Annotated in this window: 17 protein-coding genes and 2 pseudogenes; 11 read left to right on the forward strand and 8 right to left on the reverse strand. The window is 57.5% G+C overall.

The window, feature by feature from the left end:
• Positions 1-215, reverse strand: a 215-nt coding sequence (locus VNT00_RS09220) for a helix-turn-helix domain-containing protein (RefSeq protein ID WP_325586709.1), incomplete at its 3' end; no start/stop codon positions are given.
• 229 nt (positions 216-444) lie between these two features.
• Between VNT00_RS09220 and VNT00_RS09225 the strand changes: the two genes are divergently transcribed.
• Both VNT00_RS09225 and VNT00_RS09230 read left to right on the forward strand, forming a co-directional pair.
• Positions 445-1143, forward strand: coding sequence for a 3-oxoacid CoA-transferase subunit A (locus VNT00_RS09225; RefSeq protein ID WP_325586711.1), 699 nt, complete (start codon positions 445-447; stop codon positions 1141-1143).
• An 11-nt stretch (positions 1144-1154) separates the two neighbouring features.
• Entirely contained in the window at positions 1155-1820 is a 666-nt protein-coding gene (locus VNT00_RS09230; protein WP_325586713.1) for a 3-oxoacid CoA-transferase subunit B, read from the forward strand.
• Positions 1821-1886: 66 nt separating this feature from the next.
• Here the strand turns inward: VNT00_RS09230 and VNT00_RS09235 are convergent, their stop codons facing one another.
• Positions 1887-2795 carry a LysR family transcriptional regulator gene (locus tag VNT00_RS09235; RefSeq protein ID WP_325586714.1) on the reverse strand — a complete coding sequence of 303 codons (909 nt, stop codon included), beginning with the start codon at positions 2793-2795 and terminating at the stop codon, positions 1887-1889.
• A 190-nt stretch (positions 2796-2985) separates the two neighbouring features.
• Between VNT00_RS09235 and VNT00_RS09240 the strand changes: the two genes are divergently transcribed.
• The 3 genes from VNT00_RS09240 (at position 2986) to VNT00_RS09250 (ending at position 6834) form a co-directional block, all read left to right on the forward strand.
• Positions 2986-4722: an FAD-dependent monooxygenase gene (locus VNT00_RS09240; protein WP_325586716.1), complete on the forward strand. Its 1737-nt coding sequence runs from the start codon at positions 2986-2988 to the stop codon at positions 4720-4722.
• Positions 4723-4757: 35 nt separating this feature from the next.
• Positions 4758-5927: an ABC transporter substrate-binding protein gene (locus VNT00_RS09245; protein ID WP_325586718.1), complete on the forward strand. Its 1170-nt coding sequence runs from the start codon at positions 4758-4760 to the stop codon at positions 5925-5927.
• A gap of 70 nt (positions 5928-5997) precedes the next feature.
• Complete coding sequence (locus VNT00_RS09250; protein WP_325586720.1) at positions 5998-6834, forward strand: fumarylacetoacetate hydrolase family protein; 837 nt, start codon at positions 5998-6000, stop codon at positions 6832-6834.
• Between the two features lie 110 nt (positions 6835-6944).
• Here VNT00_RS09250 and VNT00_RS09255 read toward each other — a convergent pair whose 3' ends face one another.
• Positions 6945-7844 (reverse strand): helix-turn-helix domain-containing protein, encoded by a 900-nt coding sequence (locus tag VNT00_RS09255; RefSeq protein WP_325586722.1) that lies wholly within the window; start codon positions 7842-7844, stop codon positions 6945-6947.
• A gap of 293 nt (positions 7845-8137) precedes the next feature.
• Between VNT00_RS09255 and pobA the strand changes: the two genes are divergently transcribed.
• A complete protein-coding gene (gene pobA, locus VNT00_RS09260) occupies positions 8138-9319 on the forward strand; it encodes a 4-hydroxybenzoate 3-monooxygenase (RefSeq protein WP_325586724.1) in 1182 nt (393 codons plus the stop codon).
• 11 nt (positions 9320-9330) lie between these two features.
• Here the strand turns inward: pobA and VNT00_RS09265 are convergent, their stop codons facing one another.
• Complete coding sequence (locus VNT00_RS09265) at positions 9331-9696, reverse strand: BrnA antitoxin family protein (protein WP_325586726.1); 366 nt, start codon at positions 9694-9696, stop codon at positions 9331-9333.
• Between VNT00_RS09265 and VNT00_RS09270 the strand changes: the two genes are divergently transcribed.
• Positions 9606-10151 (forward strand): hypothetical protein, encoded by a 546-nt coding sequence (locus tag VNT00_RS09270; protein ID WP_325586859.1) that lies wholly within the window; start codon positions 9606-9608, stop codon positions 10149-10151. The genes VNT00_RS09265 and VNT00_RS09270 overlap by 91 nt on opposite strands.
• A gap of 17 nt (positions 10152-10168) precedes the next feature.
• Here VNT00_RS09270 and VNT00_RS09275 read toward each other — a convergent pair whose 3' ends face one another.
• From VNT00_RS09275 to VNT00_RS09285, 3 genes and pseudogenes are all read right to left on the reverse strand, one after another.
• The gene (locus VNT00_RS09275; protein WP_325586845.1) at positions 10169-10486 is read right to left on the reverse strand and encodes a helix-turn-helix domain-containing protein; all 318 of its coding nucleotides are present in this window, start codon (positions 10484-10486) and stop codon (positions 10169-10171) included.
• Between the two features lie 2 nt (positions 10487-10488).
• Positions 10489-10740, reverse strand: a pseudogene (locus VNT00_RS09280) (type II toxin-antitoxin system RelE/ParE family toxin); the annotation flags it as partial.
• Between the two features lie 58 nt (positions 10741-10798).
• Positions 10799-10987: pseudogene (locus VNT00_RS09285) on the reverse strand (HigA family addiction module antitoxin); the annotation flags it as partial.
• 507 nt (positions 10988-11494) lie between these two features.
• Here VNT00_RS09285 and VNT00_RS09290 point away from each other — a divergent pair.
• The 4 genes from VNT00_RS09290 to VNT00_RS09305 all read left to right on the forward strand — a co-directional run bounded on the left by VNT00_RS09290 (position 11495) and on the right by VNT00_RS09305 (position 19466).
• A complete protein-coding gene (locus VNT00_RS09290) occupies positions 11495-13534 on the forward strand; it encodes a hypothetical protein (RefSeq protein ID WP_325586728.1) in 2040 nt (679 codons plus the stop codon).
• 241 nt (positions 13535-13775) lie between these two features.
• Positions 13776-14984 (forward strand): FliC/FljB family flagellin, encoded by a 1209-nt coding sequence (locus tag VNT00_RS09295; protein ID WP_325586730.1) that lies wholly within the window; start codon positions 13776-13778, stop codon positions 14982-14984.
• 191 nt (positions 14985-15175) lie between these two features.
• On the forward strand, positions 15176-18772 hold the full coding sequence (locus VNT00_RS09300) for an O-linked N-acetylglucosamine transferase family protein (protein ID WP_325586732.1): 3597 nt from the start codon (positions 15176-15178) through the stop codon (positions 18770-18772).
• A 115-nt stretch (positions 18773-18887) separates the two neighbouring features.
• Positions 18888-19466: a class I SAM-dependent methyltransferase gene (locus VNT00_RS09305; RefSeq protein ID WP_325586734.1), complete on the forward strand. Its 579-nt coding sequence runs from the start codon at positions 18888-18890 to the stop codon at positions 19464-19466.
• 122 nt (positions 19467-19588) lie between these two features.
• Here VNT00_RS09305 and VNT00_RS09310 read toward each other — a convergent pair whose 3' ends face one another.
• Complete coding sequence (locus VNT00_RS09310) at positions 19589-20383, reverse strand: phytanoyl-CoA dioxygenase family protein (protein WP_325586736.1); 795 nt, start codon at positions 20381-20383, stop codon at positions 19589-19591.
• Positions 20384-20477 lie beyond the last annotated feature (94 nt).

Here is a 20477-nt window from a genome sequence, read left to right on the forward strand (position 1 = left end):
CGGCGGGCGCCGGCGCGGGTCAGGCCCGAGCGTTCGGCCACCTCGGTCAGCGTCTGGGCCTGCGCGTCGGCGCCGAAACTGCGCAATACCGCCAGCCCCCGCGCAAACGAGCGCACATAGCTGTCGCCGGGCTTGGGGCCGGAAGTCTCGGTCTCGGAGGAATCGGCGGGGCGGGCTGCCTCTTCGCCCCGCGCTGCGGTGGAAATGTTTTTCATCGTTGTTTCACGGCCAGCTTGTCTTGCAACTGGCCGCCGCCTGTTTTGGCGACTATAGTTGAAGGCGTTATAAGGTCTTACAAGGCCCAAAGACCCGCTGCCGCGCATGCCCATGATTGACAAGCCCAGGCCAGAACCTTATCCTTGACGAAGCAAGTTCTATATACGAATAACTGTTCATTGTAAGAACTTACACGCGGATTTTCAATAAAATATTCGTACGGAAAACATGATCAACAAAATTTCCCCCTCCGTTGAGCAGGCCCTGGCCGAAATCCACGACGGTGCGACCGTCATGATCGGCGGCTTCGGCGGCGCCGGCCAGCCCGCCGAGCTTATCGACGGCCTCATCGCCCAAGGCGCCAAAGACCTGGTCATCGTCAACAACAATGCGGGCAACGCCGAAATCGGGCTGGCCGCACTGCTCAAGACCGGCCGTGTGCGCAAAATCATCTGCTCGTTCCCGCGCCAGGCCGATTCCTATGTCTTCGACGAGCTCTATCGTTCAGGCAAGATCGAACTCGAACTCGTTCCGCAAGGCAACCTGGCCGAGCGCATCCGCGCCGCCGGCGCCGGCATCGGCGCCTTCTTCACCCCCACGGGCTTCGGCACCGAACTGGCCAAAGGCAAAGAAACGCGCGAAATCAACGGCCGCCAGTACGTGCTCGAGCATCCCATCTTCGCCGACTTCGCCCTCATCAAGGCCGAAACCGGCGACCGCTGGGGCAACCTGGTCTACCGCAAAACCGCCCGCAACTTCGGGCCCGTCATGGCCACGGCGGCCAAGGCCACCATCGCTTCGGTGCACAGCATCGCGGAACTCGGCAGCATCGACCCCGAAACCGTGGTCACGCCGGGCATTTTCGTCAAGCACATCGTCAAGGTACCCCGTACCGCCACCGGCCCCGCCGGCTTCAAAGCGGCCTAAGGAACACACAAATGAGCGAAACCACTACTTCCACACCCGCCTGGACCCGTGACCAGATCGCTGCGCGCGTCGCCCAGGACATCCCCGACGGCGCCGTCGTCAACCTGGGCATCGGCCTGCCCACCAAGGTGGCCAACCACCTGCCCGACGACCGCGAAGTCATCCTGCACAGCGAAAACGGTGTCATCGGCATGGGCCCCGCGCCCGCCAAAGGCGAAGAAGACTACGACCTCATCAACGCCGGCAAGCAGCCCGTCACCCTGCTGCCGGGCGGCTGCTTCTTCCACCACGCCGACAGCTTCGCCATGATGCGCGGCGGCCACCTCGACGTCTGCGTGCTGGGCGCCTTCCAGGTGTCGGTCAAGGGCGACCTAGCCAACTGGAGCACCGGCGCGCCCGACGCCATTCCGGCCGTCGGCGGCGCCATGGACCTGGCCATCGGCGCCAAGAAAACCTACGTCATGATGGATCTGCTGACCAAGACCGGCGAATCCAAGCTGGTCGACGCCTGCACCTACCCGGTCACCGGCATCGGCTGCGTCAGCCGCATCTACACCGACGTCGCCGTCATCGACCTCGCTCCCCAAGGCGCCCAGGTCATCGACCTGGTCGACGGCCTGAGCTTCGAAGATCTGCAAAAGCTCACCCCCGTCAAACTCACCGACGCACGCACCTGATCGGCGCCGCCCGGCCTTCCCCCCAAAAACCGGCCCAGGCCGGTTTTTTTGCCGCCGGGCCGCCATTTACTCGATGCGCGGCTGGGCGGCGAAGCTGTCGGCCACGAAGGAACGGAACCAGCGGTGCGCCACGTCGTCATTATTGCGGGCGTGCCAATGCTGCTTGACGAGCACGTCGGGCATTTCCAGCGGCAGCGGAAAGGTCTCGATTTCGGCCAGGCGCGAGAACAGCCGGGCCAGTTCGTCCGGCACCGTGGCTACGTAGTCCGAATTGGCGACAATGGCCGGCACCGCCAGAATATAGGGGCACTCCAGCGCCACCTGCAGCACACCGCCCCGCTCCTTCACTTTCTGCTGCAGCAAATCGTTGGTCACGGCCGTGGCGGTGGCAAAGACATGCAGGGCGCCGACGAACTCCTCGAAACTCAGCACCGCCCGCTTCGCCCTGCTTTTGCGGCGGATGCCGATGAGCGGTCGGCGAAACAGGGTCTGCTGGTAAAGCGATCGGTTCAAGTGGCCGAAGAACCCCCAGGCCAAATCGACGGCCGCGCTCTCGATCATGTCGTTCACTTCGTGCGGGCGCAGCGCAACCGGCACCACCCGCATCTGCGGCGCCTTGATGCTTAGCAGCTGAACGACCCGGGGCAGGATGATCGTGCCGCCCATGTCGGTCATCCCGACCACGAACGTGTTCTTGGCCTGCAGCGGATCGAACTGCGGGGCGTCGAGAATATCGGCCTGAATCAGATCCAGGGCGCGGCGAGCGCCCATGGCGATACGCTCGCCCAAGGGGGTGGGCGCCATGCCCGCCCCCACCCGCACGAACAGGCGATCCTGGAACTTGGCGCGCAAGCGGTTGAGCCCGTGGCTGACCGCCGGCTGTGTCAGGTTCAGTTTTTGCGCCGCGCGCGACACGCTGCCTTCACGGTAAAGCGCGTCCATCAAATACAGGAAGTTCAGGTCTTGCAAATCCATGGCATGCCCCCTTGACACACAACAGTACTGACGCGGATCAGCCAGGAGGCTCGGCCGGAGCCGCCATGTCCGAACGCCGACAACCCACATCGCCAAACCGCAACATCTATGAATCTTATTAATATAGAAAATTAAAATCATTATATAGACACATAGACCTCCTGACGGCACACTGGGAGCGTTCCATTCAATGGACAACGCTATTTGCGTGCCCGCGCGCATGTTTACCCAGCTGCAACAGGCCCTGCCGCCGCACGAAGGAGAGATGGAAATGAAGTACGACTGCGACGTCATCGTGGTGGGCGGCGGCCCGGTGGGCCTGTTCCTGGCCGCGGAACTCGGCATGCGTGGCGTATCGGTGCAGCTGTTCGACAACAAGTCCGGAACCTGCACCCACCCGGCGGCCAACGCCAACAGCGCCCGCACCATGGAACACTACCGCCGCCTGGGCATTGCCGCCGAAGTGCGCAGCCAGGGGCTGCCCGGCGATCACGTCACCGACGTGGCCTACTACACCCGGCTGTCGCGACACCAACTGGCCAGGCTTTCCCAGCCCTGCTCCTCCGACGCTGTTTCCAGGGCCAAGGACTACGAGTTCCTGTGGCCCACGGCGGAACTGCCGCATCGCTGCTCCCAGCTTTACGTCGAGCCCGTCCTGCTCAAGGCCGCCAAACGCTATGCCAGTACCCAGGTGCACTACGACTCCAGCGTGCAAAGCCTGGAACAGGACGAAGACGGCGTCACCGCCACCGTGGTATCCACCCTGGACGGCCGGCAAACCCAGTGCCGCGCCAAATACCTGATCGGTTGCGACGGCCCGCGCAGCACCGTGCGCAGCCTGATGGGCCTGCACTACACGGGCTCGGGCGGGGAAAAACGTGAGTTCATGGGCGGGCGCATGGCGGCCACCTACTTCAGCGCTCCCGAACTCAATGCCGCCGTCCAGGGCGGGCGCGCCTGGCAGTACTGGACGCTGAACCACGAACAGCGCTCGCTGATCGTTTCGGTCGACGGGCGCGGCGGCTTCATCATCAACATCCAGCTGCAGGGCGACGCCGAACCCAGCGACCACGACGTTGGCCAGCGCATCGCCACGGCCATCGGAACAAACGTCAACATCCCGTTCACATTGATCAGCAGCACGACCTGGACGGCGGGCTTCGCCCTGGTGGCCGAAAAAATGCGGCAAGGCCGGATTTTCCTGGCCGGCGACTCGGCGCATTTGTTCACCCCCACCGGCGGCATGGGCTACAACACCGGCATCGAGGACGCCGCCAACCTGGCCTGGAAGCTGGAGGCGCTGGTCAAGGGTTTCGGCGGCGGCATATTGGCCGACAGCTACGAAGCCGAGCGCAAGCCCGTGGCCGCGCGCAACACCGATTTCGCCCGGCAATTCGCCGACAGCATCGGCTACGTGCGCCTGCCCAAGGCGCTGGAAGACGAAACGGCCGAAGGCGAAGCCGCCCGCCGATCCATCGGCGCCCACCTGAACTTCCACGGCCATAAAGAATTCGTGATTCCGGGCGTGCAGCTCGGCACGCGCTACGAAGACTCGCCGCTGGTTTGCGCCGAGGCCGGCTCGCCGCCGCCCGACACCGCCAACCTGTACCTGCCGAGCGGCCGGCCGGGCCATCGCGCGCCACACGTCTGGCTAAAAGACGGATCCTCGCTGTACGACCGCTTCGGTTCCGGCTTCACGCTGCTGCGCCTGGGCGGCGGTGCGCATCAGGCCGGGGCGGATCTTGCGAGCTTGCCGCAAGGCTGTCCTGTTTCCGAACAAACCATAGCCTCGGAAGAGGCCCGCGACCTTTACGGCGCGGACTTCGTACTGCTACGCCCCGACCAGCACATCGCATGGCGCGGCAACCGGATCGACGCCGAATTCGGCCGGGCTTTAAGCAAATCGCTGGGCCTGGCCAAACCCTAAACCCTTTATTGAAACAGACCCTCAAGGAGACAACCATGAAAATCACCCGTACCCTGGCCGCGCTTTGCCTGGGCCTGGCCGCCACCTCGACCTCCTTCGCCGCCGAGCCCCTGAAAATCGGGCTTATCCTGCCACTGTCCGGCCCCTTTTCCCCCTATGGGCACAATATTGAAAACGGCGTCAACCTTTACCTGAAGCAGCATGGCGACACCTTCTCGGGCCGCAAGGTCGAGCTGATCGTCAAGGACGACACCGGCGTGGCTCCCGAAGAAAGCCGGCGCGCCGCCCAGGAACTGATCGTGCGCGACAAAGTGGACATACTGGCGGGCTTTGCCATGACGCCCGGCGCGCTGGCCGCGGCCCCCGTCGCCACCAACGGCAAGAAACCCATGATCGTCATGAACGCCGGCACGGCCAGCCTGACCAGCAAATCGCCCTATATCGTGCGCACCTCGGCGGCGGTGCCGCAATACACGGTGCCGCTGGGCCCGTGGGCCGTGAAGAATGGCCTGAAGAAGGTCGTGACCGTGGTGGCCGACTTCGGCCCCGGGCATGACGCCGAGCGCTATTTCACGCAAAGCTTTACCGACGCCGGCGGAAAGGTCGTGGACGCCATCCGCGTGCCCGTCAAAAGCCCGGACTTCGGCCCCTTCCTGCAGCGCGTGAAAGACGCCAAGCCCGATGCGGTGTTCCTGTTCCTGCCGGCCGGTGAAGCGCCCGTGGCCTTCTTCAAGGGCTTCAAGGAGCGCGGCCTGGCCGCCGCCGGCATCAAGGTCATCGCCACCGGCGACCTGACCAGCGAGGACAGCATCGACGCCATCGGCGACAACGTCATCGGCGTCATCACCGCGCACCAGTATTCCGAGGCGCACAACTCGCCCGAGAACAAGGCCTTTACCCAGGCTTTCTACAAAGCCTATCCCAAGGAGCGCCCCAACTTCATGGCCGTGGCCGGCTACGACGGCATGCACCTGATCGAAGAAGCGCTCAAGAAAACCAAGGGTGACGCCTCGCCCGCGAAGTTCATGGAAGCGGTACGCGGCCTGTCGTTCAACAGCCCCCGCGGCCCGATCACCATCGACCCCGAAACCCGCGACATCACCCAGACCATCTACATCCGCAAGGCCGAGCGCGTGGACGGCAAACTGCAAAACGTGGAGATCGACGACTCCCTCAAGAACTACAAAAACCCCGTGGCCAAATGAACGCTGGATGGCACCGGCATGATTATGGTGCACAATACATGGTTCCCCACCTAATAAAATTGGAGCTACTGTGAAACTACTTCGTTATGGCGCGGCAGGCGCCGAAAAGCTCGGCGCACTCGACGCCCAGGGCAATATCCGCGACCTGTCGCTGCTCGTTCCCGACCTGACCCCCGAATACCTGGCCCCCGAGCGCCTGCAGGCCCTGGCCGCCGTCAATCTGGAAAAACTGCCCGTGGTGGACAAGAACGTGCGCCTGGGCCCGCCCGTGGCCGGCACGCGCCAATTCATGGCCATCGGCCTGAACTACCGCGCGCACGCCGCCGAGGCCGGCATGGAAATCCCCAAAGAGCCCGTCATCTTCACCAAGGCCCTGACCTCGCTCTGCGGCCCCAACGACGACATCATCATGCCCGACAACTCGGTCAACACCGACTGGGAAATCGAGCTGGGCCTGGTCATCGGCACCAAGGCGCAAAAAGTCAGCGAAAAAGACGCGCTGAAATACGTGGCCGGCTACTGCCTGGCCAACGACGTTTCCGAACGCGACTGGCAGGCCAAGCGCAATGGCCAATGGACCAAGGGCAAAAGCTTCGACAGCTTCGGCCCCATCGGCCCCTGGCTGGTCACCACCGACGAGCTTCCCGACCCGCAAAAGCTGGAAATGGAACTCAAGGTCAACGGCCAGGTCAAGCAGCACAGCAACACGGCCGACATGATCTTCCCGGTGGCCACCATTGTTTCCTACCTGAGCCAGTTCATGACCCTGCTACCCGGCGACGTGGTCATTACCGGCACACCTTCCGGCGTGGGCCTGGGCATGAAGCCCCAGCAATTCCTGAAGAAAGGCGACGTCGTCGAACTGCGCATCGACCAGCTCGGCACGCAAACCCAGAAAGTGGTTTAAACCCGGCTGCGGCGGGGTCTTCACCAACCCGCGCGCAGGCCAGCCGCCGCACCAGCCCCTTTCGGCCACCCGGCCCAAGGGGCTGATTTTTTCCGGGCCGCCAATCGCGATCACTCCAGCAGTGTCGCGGCCCGCTTGCGGAATTCCTTGGGCGACAAGCCCACCTGGCGCTTGAAAAAGCGCGTGAAATACGCTGGGTCGGAAAACCCCAGCGTGTACGACACCACGCTGATGGTCATCGAGGTGTAGACCAGATTGCGCTTGGCGGCCAGCACCACCCGTTGGTGAATCAGCTCCAGCGCCGACTGGCCCACATACTGCCGGCACAGCACATTGAGGTAGGCGGCGGTAATGCCGATGCGCCTGGCGTAGTGTTCCACCGAGTGCTGGCCCGCGTAGTCGTCTTCGATCATCTGGCAGAAATGGCGGAAGTACTGCCGCCCCCGGTCGCCCTCCCTGGCCGGCTCGCCGCTGGCATAGGCCTCGTGCCGGCTCAGCCACACCAGAATCGCGATCAGCATGGCTTCCATGAGAGCATTGCGGTGCGCGCCATTGCCCAGGTATTCGGCGTGCAGCGAACTGAAGCCCATGTTCATTTTCCCGGCATCGTCCCCGTCGCCGACCTGATAGATGCGCGGCGTGGCCGGCACCGCCTGCGCGTCGCCGATGTCCTGCGTAAGCTTTTGCACCAGCGGAAGCGCCAACGTCACCACATGCCCGATGGCATTGGGCGCGAACTTGAAGCCATGCACGCACATTTGCGGCACGACCACGATCTGCCCCGGCTGCATGTCGAAATACTCGCCGTCCAGGCACACCCGTGCGCTGCCGCCGCGCAAATACAAAAGCTGGATCAGGCCATGGTGCTGATGCAGCTTGATTTGCCAATCGTGCAATTTGCTGCGGTCGGCGATGGACTCGCAATGCACCATGTCGGGCGTCAGCCACTGCTCGTGCTCGCCGTACAATTTATAGACGGGAACCTTGGATACGCTATCGGCTGCCGCCATGACTGCTCCTGTTCGTGATTGGGCCCTGCTGACATGCCATTTATACATGGCCTCAGACTAAGGGTTAACCCCTATTCTTAGCAATTTCACGGGCTTATCGAAATCACATCTCAAAAAATATTCGAAAAGTACAATTATTATACGAATTTATCCATTCCAAATTCTTCCTCCCGGACGCACCATAACAGCATCGAACGCATAAGGAAGCCTTGCATATTGCATACCCTTCCTCGTGCCAAACCGCGGCGCGCGCGGATGCCGCAAAAAAACGACACGTCCACAAGAGGCTTTCCATGAAAACACAAGTCGCCATCATCGGCGCCGGCCCCTCGGGCCTGCTGCTCAGCCAGCTCTTGCATCACCAGGGCATCGACACCGTCATCCTCGAGCGCAAATCGCCCGAATACGTGCTGACCCGCATCCGCGCCGGCGTGCTCGAGCAAGGCATGGTCGACCTGCTGCGCGAAGCCAAGGCCGGCGAGCGCATGGATCGCGAAGGCCATGTGCACGAAGGCGTCTCGCTCGCCTTCAACGGCCAGCAAAAACGCATCGACTTCAAAAAATACGCCAAGGGCAAGACGGTGATGGTGTACGGTCAGACCGAAGTCACCGAAGACCTCATGAAAGCCCGCGCCAAAGAAGGCGGCGTCAGTATCTACGAAGCGTCCGACGTGCAACTGCACGACTTCTACACCGACAAGCCGCGCGTCACCTTCGTCAAGGACGGCAAGACGGTCGAGCTGGAATGCGACTACATCGCCGGCTGCGACGGCTTTCACGGCGTCTCGCGCCAGTCCGTCCCCAAAGACAAGATCCAGACCTTCGAGCGCGTCTACCCCTTCGGCTGGCTGGGCGTCATGTCGGACACCCCGCCGGTGGATCACGAACTCATCTACAACAACCACGAACGCGGCTTCGCCCTGTGCAGCCAGCGCTCGCTGACACGCAGCCGCTACTACGTGCAGGTGGGCCTGGACGAAAAAGTGGAAGACTGGTCCGACGACCGCTTCTGGGAAGAGCTGAAAACCCGCCTGCCCAAGCCCGTGGCCGACCGCCTGGTCACCGGCCCCTCCATCGAGAAAAGCATTGCGCCGCTGCGTAGCTTCGTGACCGAACCCATGAAGTACGGCAACCTGTTCCTGGTGGGCGACGCCGCCCACATCGTGCCGCCCACCGGCGCCAAAGGCCTGAACCTGGCCGCCAGCGACGTGCATTACCTTTCCCACATCCTGATCAAGGTGTACAAGGAACAGCGCACCGACCTGCTGAACCGCTATTCCGAACTGGCCCTGCGCCGGGTCTGGAAGGCCGAGCGCTTCTCGTGGTGGATGACCAGCATGCTGCACAAGTTCTCGGACGACGGCTTCGGCCAGCGCATCCAGTTGGCCGAGCTGGACTACTACACCAACTCGGAAGCCGGCTTGACCAATATTGCCGAAAACTACGTCGGGTTGCCGTACGAGCCGATCGAGTAAGCCGCAGGCGGCTACATGCCGCGCTTGCGCACCCACGCCTTCAATACATCGTTCATGCGGGTCTGCCAGCCGGGGCCGCCCTCTTTGAAGGCACGCACCACGTCGGCATCCAGGCGAACATTCAGATGCAGCTTGGGCGCTGCCGATCGTGGGCGTCCACGAGGCCTGAGCATTTCAGCCGCCATCGCTTCGCCCACGATGGCCGGCAAGACTTCATGCGCCGGCCGTGCGCGCCGGAAGTCCTCGTCAGCCCATACTCGTGCGCCTGCGGCACAAGGGTCAACATGTGCTGTGGATCCTGGTACATACGGAAACTCAGAACAACCTGAACATATGCCGTGTCCAATTTCGGTTTCCTGTCGTACTCTTGGCCTCATGGCTGACGTGCTGGAACGAACTGACGCAGCACGCCGCGCACAACCCGTTTGCCGTCGTGGTCATGGCCCAACTCCAGGCTCAGCAAACCCGTCAAAGCGGCCAGCAACGCCTGGCCTCCAAAACCCGGATCGTGCGCTTGATGTACCAATACGGCTATGGCCGCGAACATGTTTTGCGATTATTTCGCCTGATAGACTGGATGATGGCGCTGCCCCCGAAACTGGAACCGGCCTTCGCAAGGCGAATTTACGAGAGGTACGCCGCTATGAACAAGCGATCCGCCAAGCCCATTTCCACGCTGATCGACAGCGAGAACCCCGAGTGGACGAAAGAAATGTTCGATCGGACGGTCGGCATTGATCATTTATCTTCCCGCCTGCAAAAAAAGCTGCAACACCGGGGGCCACGGCGCTCGCCGACCAAGACAAATCCGCCGTCACAGCCGATGACGTAAACAGGTTGGGCCTGGCATCACACCGCAACCGTAATGCCTGGCTCATACGCGCGCTGCGCAGGCTGTACGACAATCTCGACATGCTGGCCAAGCGACACCAATGCCTGCATCAGCCTTTCAAGTGAAATATTCTGGAGCTTGTAACGGCGGATCTGGGACACTTTGGATTGTGCCATACCAATAATCGTGGCCACCTCCATTTGGGTGAGGCCGCGTTTGTCGATCAAATCGTTAACCTTGACAGCAAGCGCAGCCTTCGCCGACAATTCTCGCGCATCGTCAAAGCCCAGGTCGGCCAGCACATTGGCCGTACCTTGGCTGCTATCTTTATGCATCGTCATGACCTCCTGTTCAGCCCATAACGGGCGAGCACGACCTTCCATCGCTTCTCGATCAGGGCCACGTCCGATTGCGGCGTAGCGATGCCCGACTTCGATTTCTTCTGAAACGCATGCAAAACATGCACCGCATCCGCGATCCGAACAACATAGACCGCACGAAAAGTATCGCCCCGATGGTTCTCGACAAGCTCGTATATCCCCGAGCCCATGCCTTTCCATGGCTTCGCGGAGCCGGGCGTACGGCCCAATTATAAAGTTCTTGGGCCATCTTCTTGAAAGCACCGCCACAACGCAATACAACGTCGCGTGCGCAGCCAGCCGCAACACCGTATCGGGCGTAATGCCGCGCCGCCCCAGGACGATGTCGTTGATTCTGGCCGGCGGCACATGCAAGGTTTTCGACAAGGCATGCTGGCTCAAACCCAGGGGGTTCAAGAAGTCCTCACACAGGATTTCCCCTGGGTGAACCGGGCGCATTCCATTGACTGCTTTCATTTCAGTACCTGTTTAATAGTAGTCGACTACTTCAACCTGTGCAGCCCCCTCTTTCGTCCAGAACGAGTCGATCGAGTAGGCGCGAACCGGCCAAACAGCCCACTAGAAAACCCTAGTTTTTGTTGAGTTCCAATGCGGATACCATATGCCAAAAAGAAATAAGCCTGCATTTCAGCAAACAATAAACCACGCTGCGCTTTTCAGGGGAACCAACCCAAAGCGGTTTTCGGCTGTCGCACCAGGGCGAGGCCGGGCTCCGCATCCCACACTCAAAAAACTCAAACGGTAATGTGTCTTGGACCGGTTCCGTGCCGGCCGAATGCGGGGCCCGGCGCCCCACATTCGACCAATCAGATCGCTCAAATGACATATGCTGCGGCCGTCACCGTACGAACGACGCGCGCGGGCGTGTCTGCCGTTGCCGATATCCCGATCCGCAAGAAGCCATTTCCTCAAAGAAGTTTTAACGATTTTTCCGAAAACAATGTCAAATAATGGAGCAATATCTTGAAACTTAACCGCTTTTTAACCTGGACGGCCATGCTGGCCTGGTGCGTGATGCTGGTCGGCTGCAGCAGCGACGACAACACCGGCAGCGATGCCGGCAAGCAATATTCCACCAAAATCTACATGCTGGCGGCCGATAGCGGGCAATTGACGCCAGGGCCCCAGGGCTCCGGCAGCGCCACCTGGACGCTCACACTGAAAAACCCCGGATCCAATGCGCTGTGGTACACCGACCGGCCGGGGCAAGAGGTGGGGGCCACACCGATCAAAGACTACGTAACCACGGTTTGGCGCGACGCCTACGGCAATGTCAACCCCAACGCCACAGCCCAATTCCAACTGGAGGGCGACAACGAGCTCGAAGGGGTTTACGTAAGCTTATCCAACCCTTCATACAACGAAAACGCCGGTACACTCACGTTCCAGGCGGAACTCCTGAATGAAACGCTGGCTCAAGACCTTACGTCAGCCCAGACGTTCAACAACGTTACGCTCAATGTGCTGAACAACGCCGTGGACGACAAACCCGTGTCGTCCTACATCCAATACGCCGAGCAAGCGACCCTGCAACCGACCGGTGCCGCCAATCAATTCAAAGTCGTATTAAGCGATGCAGGCCCCGATATGTTCTGGGTGGACAACGCGCCGGGGAAATACTCCGACAGCCGGCCAATGTCGTATTTCTTCCCTCAATGGCCGTACGTTTTCAAAGACAGCCCGCCCAATGCCGCCCTGTTCGGAACCACCGCCGCTGGCGAGTTGAAATTATATTTCCTGACCCTTACCGATCCGGTCTACAACCAGGCCTCGGGGCAGGCCAGCTATACCGCTACGCTTCTGGGCCAGACCGCCGGGGCGCTGGAGACGATCAAGCAGGCTGTCCTGAGCATCGACTCGGGCGCGTTCTCGCGTTTCCCCCTGCCCGGCAAAGGCACGGCCTATCAGGCATTCGGCCAGGGCTACGACCCATCCACGGCCAACTCAAGCTCCCTGTACTTCGGCAGCGACATCGCCCGCAAGCAAATGGGATCGCTATGGGGAACCCAGTCCTTCCTCACCAACAGTTGCGCGCCTGACTGCCGCAACGACCTGCAGACCATCAAGAATCTAGGCATCAACCTGATCCGCCTCTACGACTGGGATCCCCGCAACGACCACAGCCAGTTCCTCGATTACGCCAACAGCCTGAACATCAAAGTGGTCGTGCCCATCAGCAATTGGCTGCCCAAGCAAAGCTCGACCGTCTGGGATGAACAGGTTCCCGGTTATTTTTCAAGCCGCAACTTCGGCAATAAGGCCGGCACCGACTGGCACCCTGCCATCGCCGGCGTCATTATCTCGAACGAACTGGACAGCCCCTCGGAAGACGGCGGCATCCACTACGTTCCGGCAATCGGCCTGGTGGCGCGCTTCCTGCAGGAAGCCGACAAACGAGGATTCAGCAAAACCGTTCCCGTGGGCATACCGGTAACCTTCGTCCCCCGGGGCGAGCCTTTCGGGCCGGGCGGCCAGAACCTGCCGGGCTGGAACCAGTTCAACAAATTGCTGACCGACCCCCGAACCGCCCCATACAAAGACCGGCTCATGCTATGCGCCAACACCTACAACGACAAGGTGTACCTCACCGCCAACGCCGAAGGTACGGGCGAGGGCTGGATCCCGCTGACCTACAAGCAATTCGGCGCTCCCATCCTGTTCACGGAAATCGGCTACAGCCGCGCAAAACCCGACTACAGCCAGCAATACGTGCATGATCAGTTGCAAAGCGTGCTCGACTACCAAAAAGCCAATCCCCAGCAAGTACTCGGCGCCATGCACTTCCAGTTCGACGACAAAGTCTGGAAGCAGACTCCCGGCGACACCGATACCGAAGGCGCTTTCGGCATGTTCCATCACGGCGCCATCGTAAGGCAGATCCCAACCGTGCAAGCCGACTATGACTTCTATGCGGACGGCACCAATGGCAACTTCGGCACCCTTACCATCGACAAGCTCGACCAGACTTCCATCTATACCCCCGTGGTAGATGCCTACAAATAACTAAAACCGCCTCGCCAGCCACTTCGACGCGCGCCGCCCGGCGCGCGTCGCTCCATCCGGCAATACACCTGCTCCCTCCCCTAAAGTAATTCCTCCCTGGGCCGTTAATGCGAAGGAACAGGAAGAACTACGGCTTGATTTCCGCCCAAACCCGCCCCCGGGACGCAGCGTCAAACTCTAATTCTTCTTGGCAACCAGAGGCGAAGCAGTGTTTCGCCGTATTCATACCTAGGAGTTATCCATGGCTGTTATTAACACCAACTCGCTTTCCCTGATTGCCCAAGGCAATTTGAATAAGTCCCAATCGGCTCTGGGCACCGCCATCGAGCGCCTGTCGTCCGGCATGCGCATCAACAGCGCCAAAGACGACGCCGCTGGTCAAGCCATTGCCAACCGCTTCACGGCCAACATCAAAGGCCTGACGCAAGCCACCCGCAACGCCAACGACGGTATCTCGATCGCTCAAACGACCGAAGGTTCGTTGAACGAAATCAATAACAACCTGCAGCGCATCCGCGAACTGTCGGTTCAAGCCACCAACGGCACGAACTCGGCCTCCGACCTGAAATCCATCCAGGACGAAATCGGACAGCGCCTTAGCGAAATCAACCGCGTGTCGGAACAAACGCAATTCAACGGCGTGAAAGTCCTGGCCAAGGACAACGAGCTGAAGATTCAAGTCGGCGCCAACGACGGTGAAACCATCTCCATCAACCTCAAGCAAATCGACAGCAACACGCTGGGCTTGGGCTCTTTCAATGTCAGCGGCCCGCAAGGCGAATCCTCCGACATCAACGGCATTGACGCCACCGCAGCCAAGAAAGTTTTTGGCGACACCACAAGCGTTACCGCCGCGGCTCTTTCGACGGCATCGGGCTCCACAAGTGGCGACCTGGCCAGCAAGCTGGGCCTGTCAAGTGCAGCAAACGTTTCCACCGGCACCGTCGTCTCCGACAAGAACGGCAACTGGTATGCCAAATTTGACATCAGCAGCATCAATGCCACCGACGCTGCAACCTTGCAAGCCAAGGGTATAACGGTCGACTCTGGCGCTGCAACCGTTTATGTTGCAGTGAACCCCACGGCAACAGATGGCTCTGTAGACACCACGACCACAACCGGTACCGCAACCTTTAAATTGGACTTCGATACCGCCAATATCGTACAAGGCTCGACTTCCAATCCTTTGGGTACGCTGGACAAAGCCTTGGCCCAAGTCGACGCGCTGCGCGGCGAACTGGGTGCCGTTCAAAACCGCTTCGAATCCACGATTGCCAACCTGAACAACACGGTCACCAACCTGTCGTCGGCACGTTCGCGTATCGAAGACGCCGACTACGCCGTCGAAGTTTCGAACATGACTCGCGCACAGATCCTGCAACAAGCAGGTACTTCGGTTCTGGCCCAGGCCAACCAAGTTCCTCAAACCGTGCTGTCGCTGCTGCGTTAATTCGCAAAGCGCATCCCGCTGGAACTTCAGCCAACTGGAGTTCCGACCCTCAAAAACCAGCCCTTTGTGGCTGGTTTTTTTTGGCTGATCGCAGCCATAACTAGCCTAAAACCTCCTCGTTATTCGCCGCATTGAGTTTTTACGCCAGATGCTAAGCTGAACGATACCCAACTTATTCTTTGGAGTTCGGCTTGAACGCGCCCAGCCCTCTTTTGCAACCCGACACCACATCCACACTACGGCTATCCAAACCGGTTCCATGCGCCTCACCCATTCATCTTCGGGCAGTGGCGCATCTATACGGGATAGAAACGGCTGCGCTGGAGAATGCGCGGGTTTTGGAACTGGGTTGCGAAACGGCCGGAAACCTATTGCCCTTTGCTCTGGCATACCCCAACGCCCATGTAGTCGGTGTGGATTTATGGCCGGAAAACATACAGCATGGGCAAAAACTGGCACAGGATTTGAGCGCCAAAAACCTGGAACTGCACAACAAGCTATTCACCGAAATCGACCAGGACTTCGGCACCTTCGACTACATCATCGTTCACGACGAATTCACCTGGGCGCCCTCTGTCCTGCGCGAAGCCATTCTGCGGATTTGCCGCGAAAACCTCTCGCCGCTTGGCATTGCCTATATCAGCTATAACACCTACCCCGGCTGGAAGGCCGGCGACACGCTGCGCGATGCCATGCAATTGCACAATCATTCCGCCAGCACCATGGAAGAAGTGCTAGCCGGGGCCGCCGCCATGCTGAACCCCATGTCCGACGGCTTGGCCAACCATAACCCCCAGGCGGCCTCGCTGAAAGCGGCCGTGGAAAAAATCAACCAGCACCCCGACTACTACCTTAACGGCGAGTTCCTGCAAGCCACCGCCGCCTCGTTTTACTTCATAGAGTTTGCGGAAACCGCTGCACAAGCCGGGTTGGCATACGTGGGCGATGCGGAGCCGCAAGGCGAAATGTCGGTTGCCCATGGCCAAAATGTGCAACTTAACCATAGCCTTATAAGCCTGGGCCAGCCCAAGCTCATGAAGCAGCAGTACCTGGACTTTGCCATCGGCCGCGAATTCAGAAATAGCCTGTTCGTACATCAGGAAAGGGCAGCGGACATTTTAAGTGCCCCCGACCTTAATCGGCTTGCCGGTCTGAACTGGGCGGCTTGCCTTAAACAAAGCACATTCAGCAACGCAGCAGGGCAACCCGCCAAGTTCTTTAATCCACTAGGCAACACCTTTGATATTACCGACGCACTTGAAATCCGTATTTGCCACACCCTGGCCAACGTTTGGCCGGCCAACCTAAGCTACGAAAACCTTGTTGCCTCTGCCCAAGATATTGAAGCATGGTTGAAACCAGAGCAAGCCCAACATGCCGCCGAAGGCATACAGCGTGCATTGGAAAACCTGTTCAAGCTAGGCGCCCTGCACTACAGCCTGGATGAAGGCCCATATAACCACGCCAAAAATCATGCGCTGCAGCCTTTTATCGACCTAAACAACTTTGCCCAATCCAGCAACAGTGAAAACATATCCATAAATGGCTTCAACCTGTGGCATGCCCCACTGCAGTTGCGCTTGACGCCCTTACAAGGCAGACTACTTGAAAAAATCAATGGCTCACTCAGCACAAAAAAACTGCTGAACCTGGCCACCGACACACCACAATCAGAACCAACAGATACGTACACCGACTTGTCGGCACTAGAACCACGCGATGCAGCCGAATCGCAAGCCGCCCAGCTTGCCGACCTGATGAGTGCCTTACGATCACAAGGCGCATTGCTAGGATCCCACACGGCATGGTTGGAGCTCTTTCAGACTCTGTTGGGGACCGATCTCCTGCCGTCTGTTAACCGCTTGCAATATTTAAACCCGTATCTGACATACCTTCACGCATCGGGGAACCAACGCTCCGAATCAAATTTTTTGCTCAAGGGGGAAAAGCCCGCAACAGCAAACACCAAGGAGTTCTTCAGCCAACAACCAAAACCAGAAGCGGTCAATACCTTCAATAAAATTCAAGCCATGCGAAGGCAGCAGCGGTTTTCCGAAGCGGAGCCTATCGCCCGCGATCTGACTGCCAAGTACCCTTATTACGCTACCAGCTGGCATATATTGGGCATTATTCTGGGGGAGATTGGAGAAACGGCACAAAGCGTCAGCCCACTCTTCAAGGCATTATCTTTACAGCCCTTAAACACCTCAATTTACGCCGACTTAAGCGCCGCCCTGCAACTGCTGAATGAAATGCAATGCGCCGAAGCTGTTCTTCGGCATGCACTGACGATCGATCCCTCGCACATTCCCAACTGGCTGAACCTTGGAAACCTACTCCGCAGCCAGGACAAAACATCATTAGCGGAAACTTGCTATCGCAATGCACTAATAACCGATCCAACCGACCCCGGCGCCCTCAATAATCTATCCACGGTACTGGGCGATCAGGGCAATCTGGCCGAATCCATCGAGTGTCTTCGAAAGGTTATCAATGCGCAGCCAGACAACTTCGCGGCATACAGCAACTTATTGTTCGTGCTGTCCCAATACGCCGACATTACGCCCTCCGAGCTCTTCAAAGAACATCGTGCATTTGGGCGGCGCGTGGAAAAAAGCATAAAAAAACAAACCCTGCCGTTGGCTCACGGAACTCCGAGTGATCCACAGAAAATATTACGCCTAGGATTTGTATCGGGAGATTTGCGCAATCACGCTGTCGCCAGTTTCATCGCACCTATTTGGGAATCGTTCAATAAGCGTGAATTTGAGCTCTATGCCTATAGCAACACCCCATCTGAAGATAGTGTGAGCCAACGATTAAAAGCCCACATCAAAAGCTGGAAAAAAGTGCGCTCATTAAGCGATCAAGAGCTGGCCAAACAAATCCAACAGGACGAAATAGACATTCTGTTCGATCTTTCAGGCCATACGGCGCACAACCGGCTGCCCATGTTTGCCCTAAAACCAGCACCCATACAAATCAGCTGGATTGGATATCCGGGTACTACTGGATTGAAGGCAATGGATTATTACCTGGCCGATGACTATTGGGCGCCCGAGGGTGTGCTTGATGATCAATTCTCCGAAAAATTGTTGCGCATACCGTGTGTAGCGCCATTCCAATCGGCGGTTAACGCGTCCGATATTAATTCTCTACCTGCATTAAAAACCGGGTACATAACCTTTGGCAGCTTCAATCGCATAAGCAAAATCAATAACGAGGTTATCACTACGTGGTGCCAGATTCTCCAGGAAATACCGGATGCACGTCTTGTTATTGGACACATGCACGGCTCGACGATGAAACGAGACACACTAGCGCGATTCGAAAAACTCTCCATCGACCCCGAGAGATTAATCTTACGGGAGCGTACCAACATGCATGAATATTTGAAGCTTCATCATCAGATAGATCTGATGTTGGATGCCTTTCCATATGGCGGAGGCACCACTACCCATCATGCACTACAAATGGGAGTTCCAACACTTACACTTGCCGGACAAACGCTAGCCGCCCGAGCTGGTGCAAGCCTAATGAGCCAAGTAGGCTTAGATGATTTTATTGCTGACGGCAAAACTCAATACATACGAAAAGCAGTTTACTGGAGTAACAATCTTTCAGAGCTCGAGCAAATCCGGGCAAACATGCGCAGCCGCATCGCCACATCACCTCTAGATAGCTCGGCGGGTATAGCCAAAAGCCTGGAAGAGGCGCTACGCACTCTATGGAACCACTATTGCTCAAAGGAAGCGCCAGCATTGCCTATGCCCAAGCTCATACATTGAAAATACGAATGACATGCGGCATCGAGACACCTAGCCACCAAGGCTAAGCACGGAGCCTTAAGCACGCATGTTCATTGCCACCATTAACTGAATCAACACCAATAAAGTAATATTTATGGCTACCCCATCCAAGTTTGATAACGATACATTCCTTCCAGCCCGCGAACATCTAAATGATTTTCTGAAGAAATGGGCTATAAGCCTCAGACACGAAAGTGGGAAGCTGTTGGAGGTTGGCCCACAAGATCGGTCTCTCGTCTCAGAAAGCTTTGGGAATTTTGCCATTGATACGTTGGATATCGTCGATACCTATAGTCCGACAATTATTGGGGACATCACAAAAACCAATCATCATATTCCGGACAGCACATACGATTGCGTAGTTTGCATGGAAGTCATAGAGCATACGCTAAACCCTTTCGACGCCGTGAAGGAAATACGGAGGATCCTGAAAGACGGCGGATATTTATTAATATCTGCCCCTCTGAACTGGCGGATACATGGGCCAATCCCAGACTGTTGGCGTATCACAGAACATGGCTGGAAAGCGTTGCTGCGTGACTTCGATATTATAGAGATCGATAGCCTTGAAACACCCGAGCGGGAACTATTCCCCATAAAATATAATGTTGCTGCGAAATGCAATAAAAACAAGGCTACGCTAGATAGCGAATTGGTATTTCGATATATCTAGCCTTCAACCAGGCATTTGAAATACCGTCCACTTGCGTAGCTCAAATGCCTCGGCTGCCATCGTAAATTTTTACCTTGAACTGCGGTGAAGCCCTCGCCAGCAACTACTCATGGCTGCCTCGACTAGGTCTTGGTAGATTGATAAAACTTTTGTAGGCGTTGCGTTCTGGAGCTCTTAAAAACAAAATCCCTGTCATAGTTGAGCTCATATTCCCGGTTCGCCTCTCCGAGAATAACTAGCTTGCTAGCGGGGTCAGCCGCGTGATTTATATGAATATCATAATAAACGCGCTCTTTACCAGTGTGATTTTGCCCTGACATATGCCATAAACATGAATTCATGACAACAAGATCACTAGGAAATATTTTAGGCGCAGCTCTTGCGAGATCTTTCGGCAAAATGTCATTTATCTCGCCGACATCGCCAAGGTATCCAAACTTATGTGATCCTGGAATAAAGATTAATCCCCCATTATCGTTATTGCACTCAGTTAATGGAATAAAGACAGAATATCTGTTGAAAGAGCCGTATTGATATCCAATATCCTGATGTAGAAAAACCGGAGATTTATCGTCATGGTCTTTTTTTACAATCCGGATGTTATATAACCCAACATTACCATCAAAGAATCTCGCCACCAGTTCCTTGAACTCGTTTTCAAATAGCATTCCCGCAAGGGGGTTTTCAAGAGAAAATTTAACCTCTGTCAGATGATATGGAGTCCGATCAAATTCCGGGCTAACCTTATAGTCGTCATAATATTTTTTATATTTTCCAACCAGTTGCTCTGAAAAGAAGTTCCTCAAAACGAAAAAACCTAGCTCATCCAGGATTTCTTCATTTATCTCCTCGCTCGAAAATGTTTCTTCTCGAATGAGCTTGTTCAGTTTAGCCAGCGGCATCTTGATGCTAATCATATATAAAGGCTTAAATCAGCCCTCCAAATCAAATTAATATGTATTTGGCCATACGATTCTCAGCAATCATGCCAACACATTATTTATGATAAAA

It is taken from the genome of Eoetvoesiella sp., assembly GCF_035555955.1.
Taxonomy (GTDB): Bacteria; Pseudomonadota; Gammaproteobacteria; order Burkholderiales; family Burkholderiaceae_B; genus Eoetvoesia.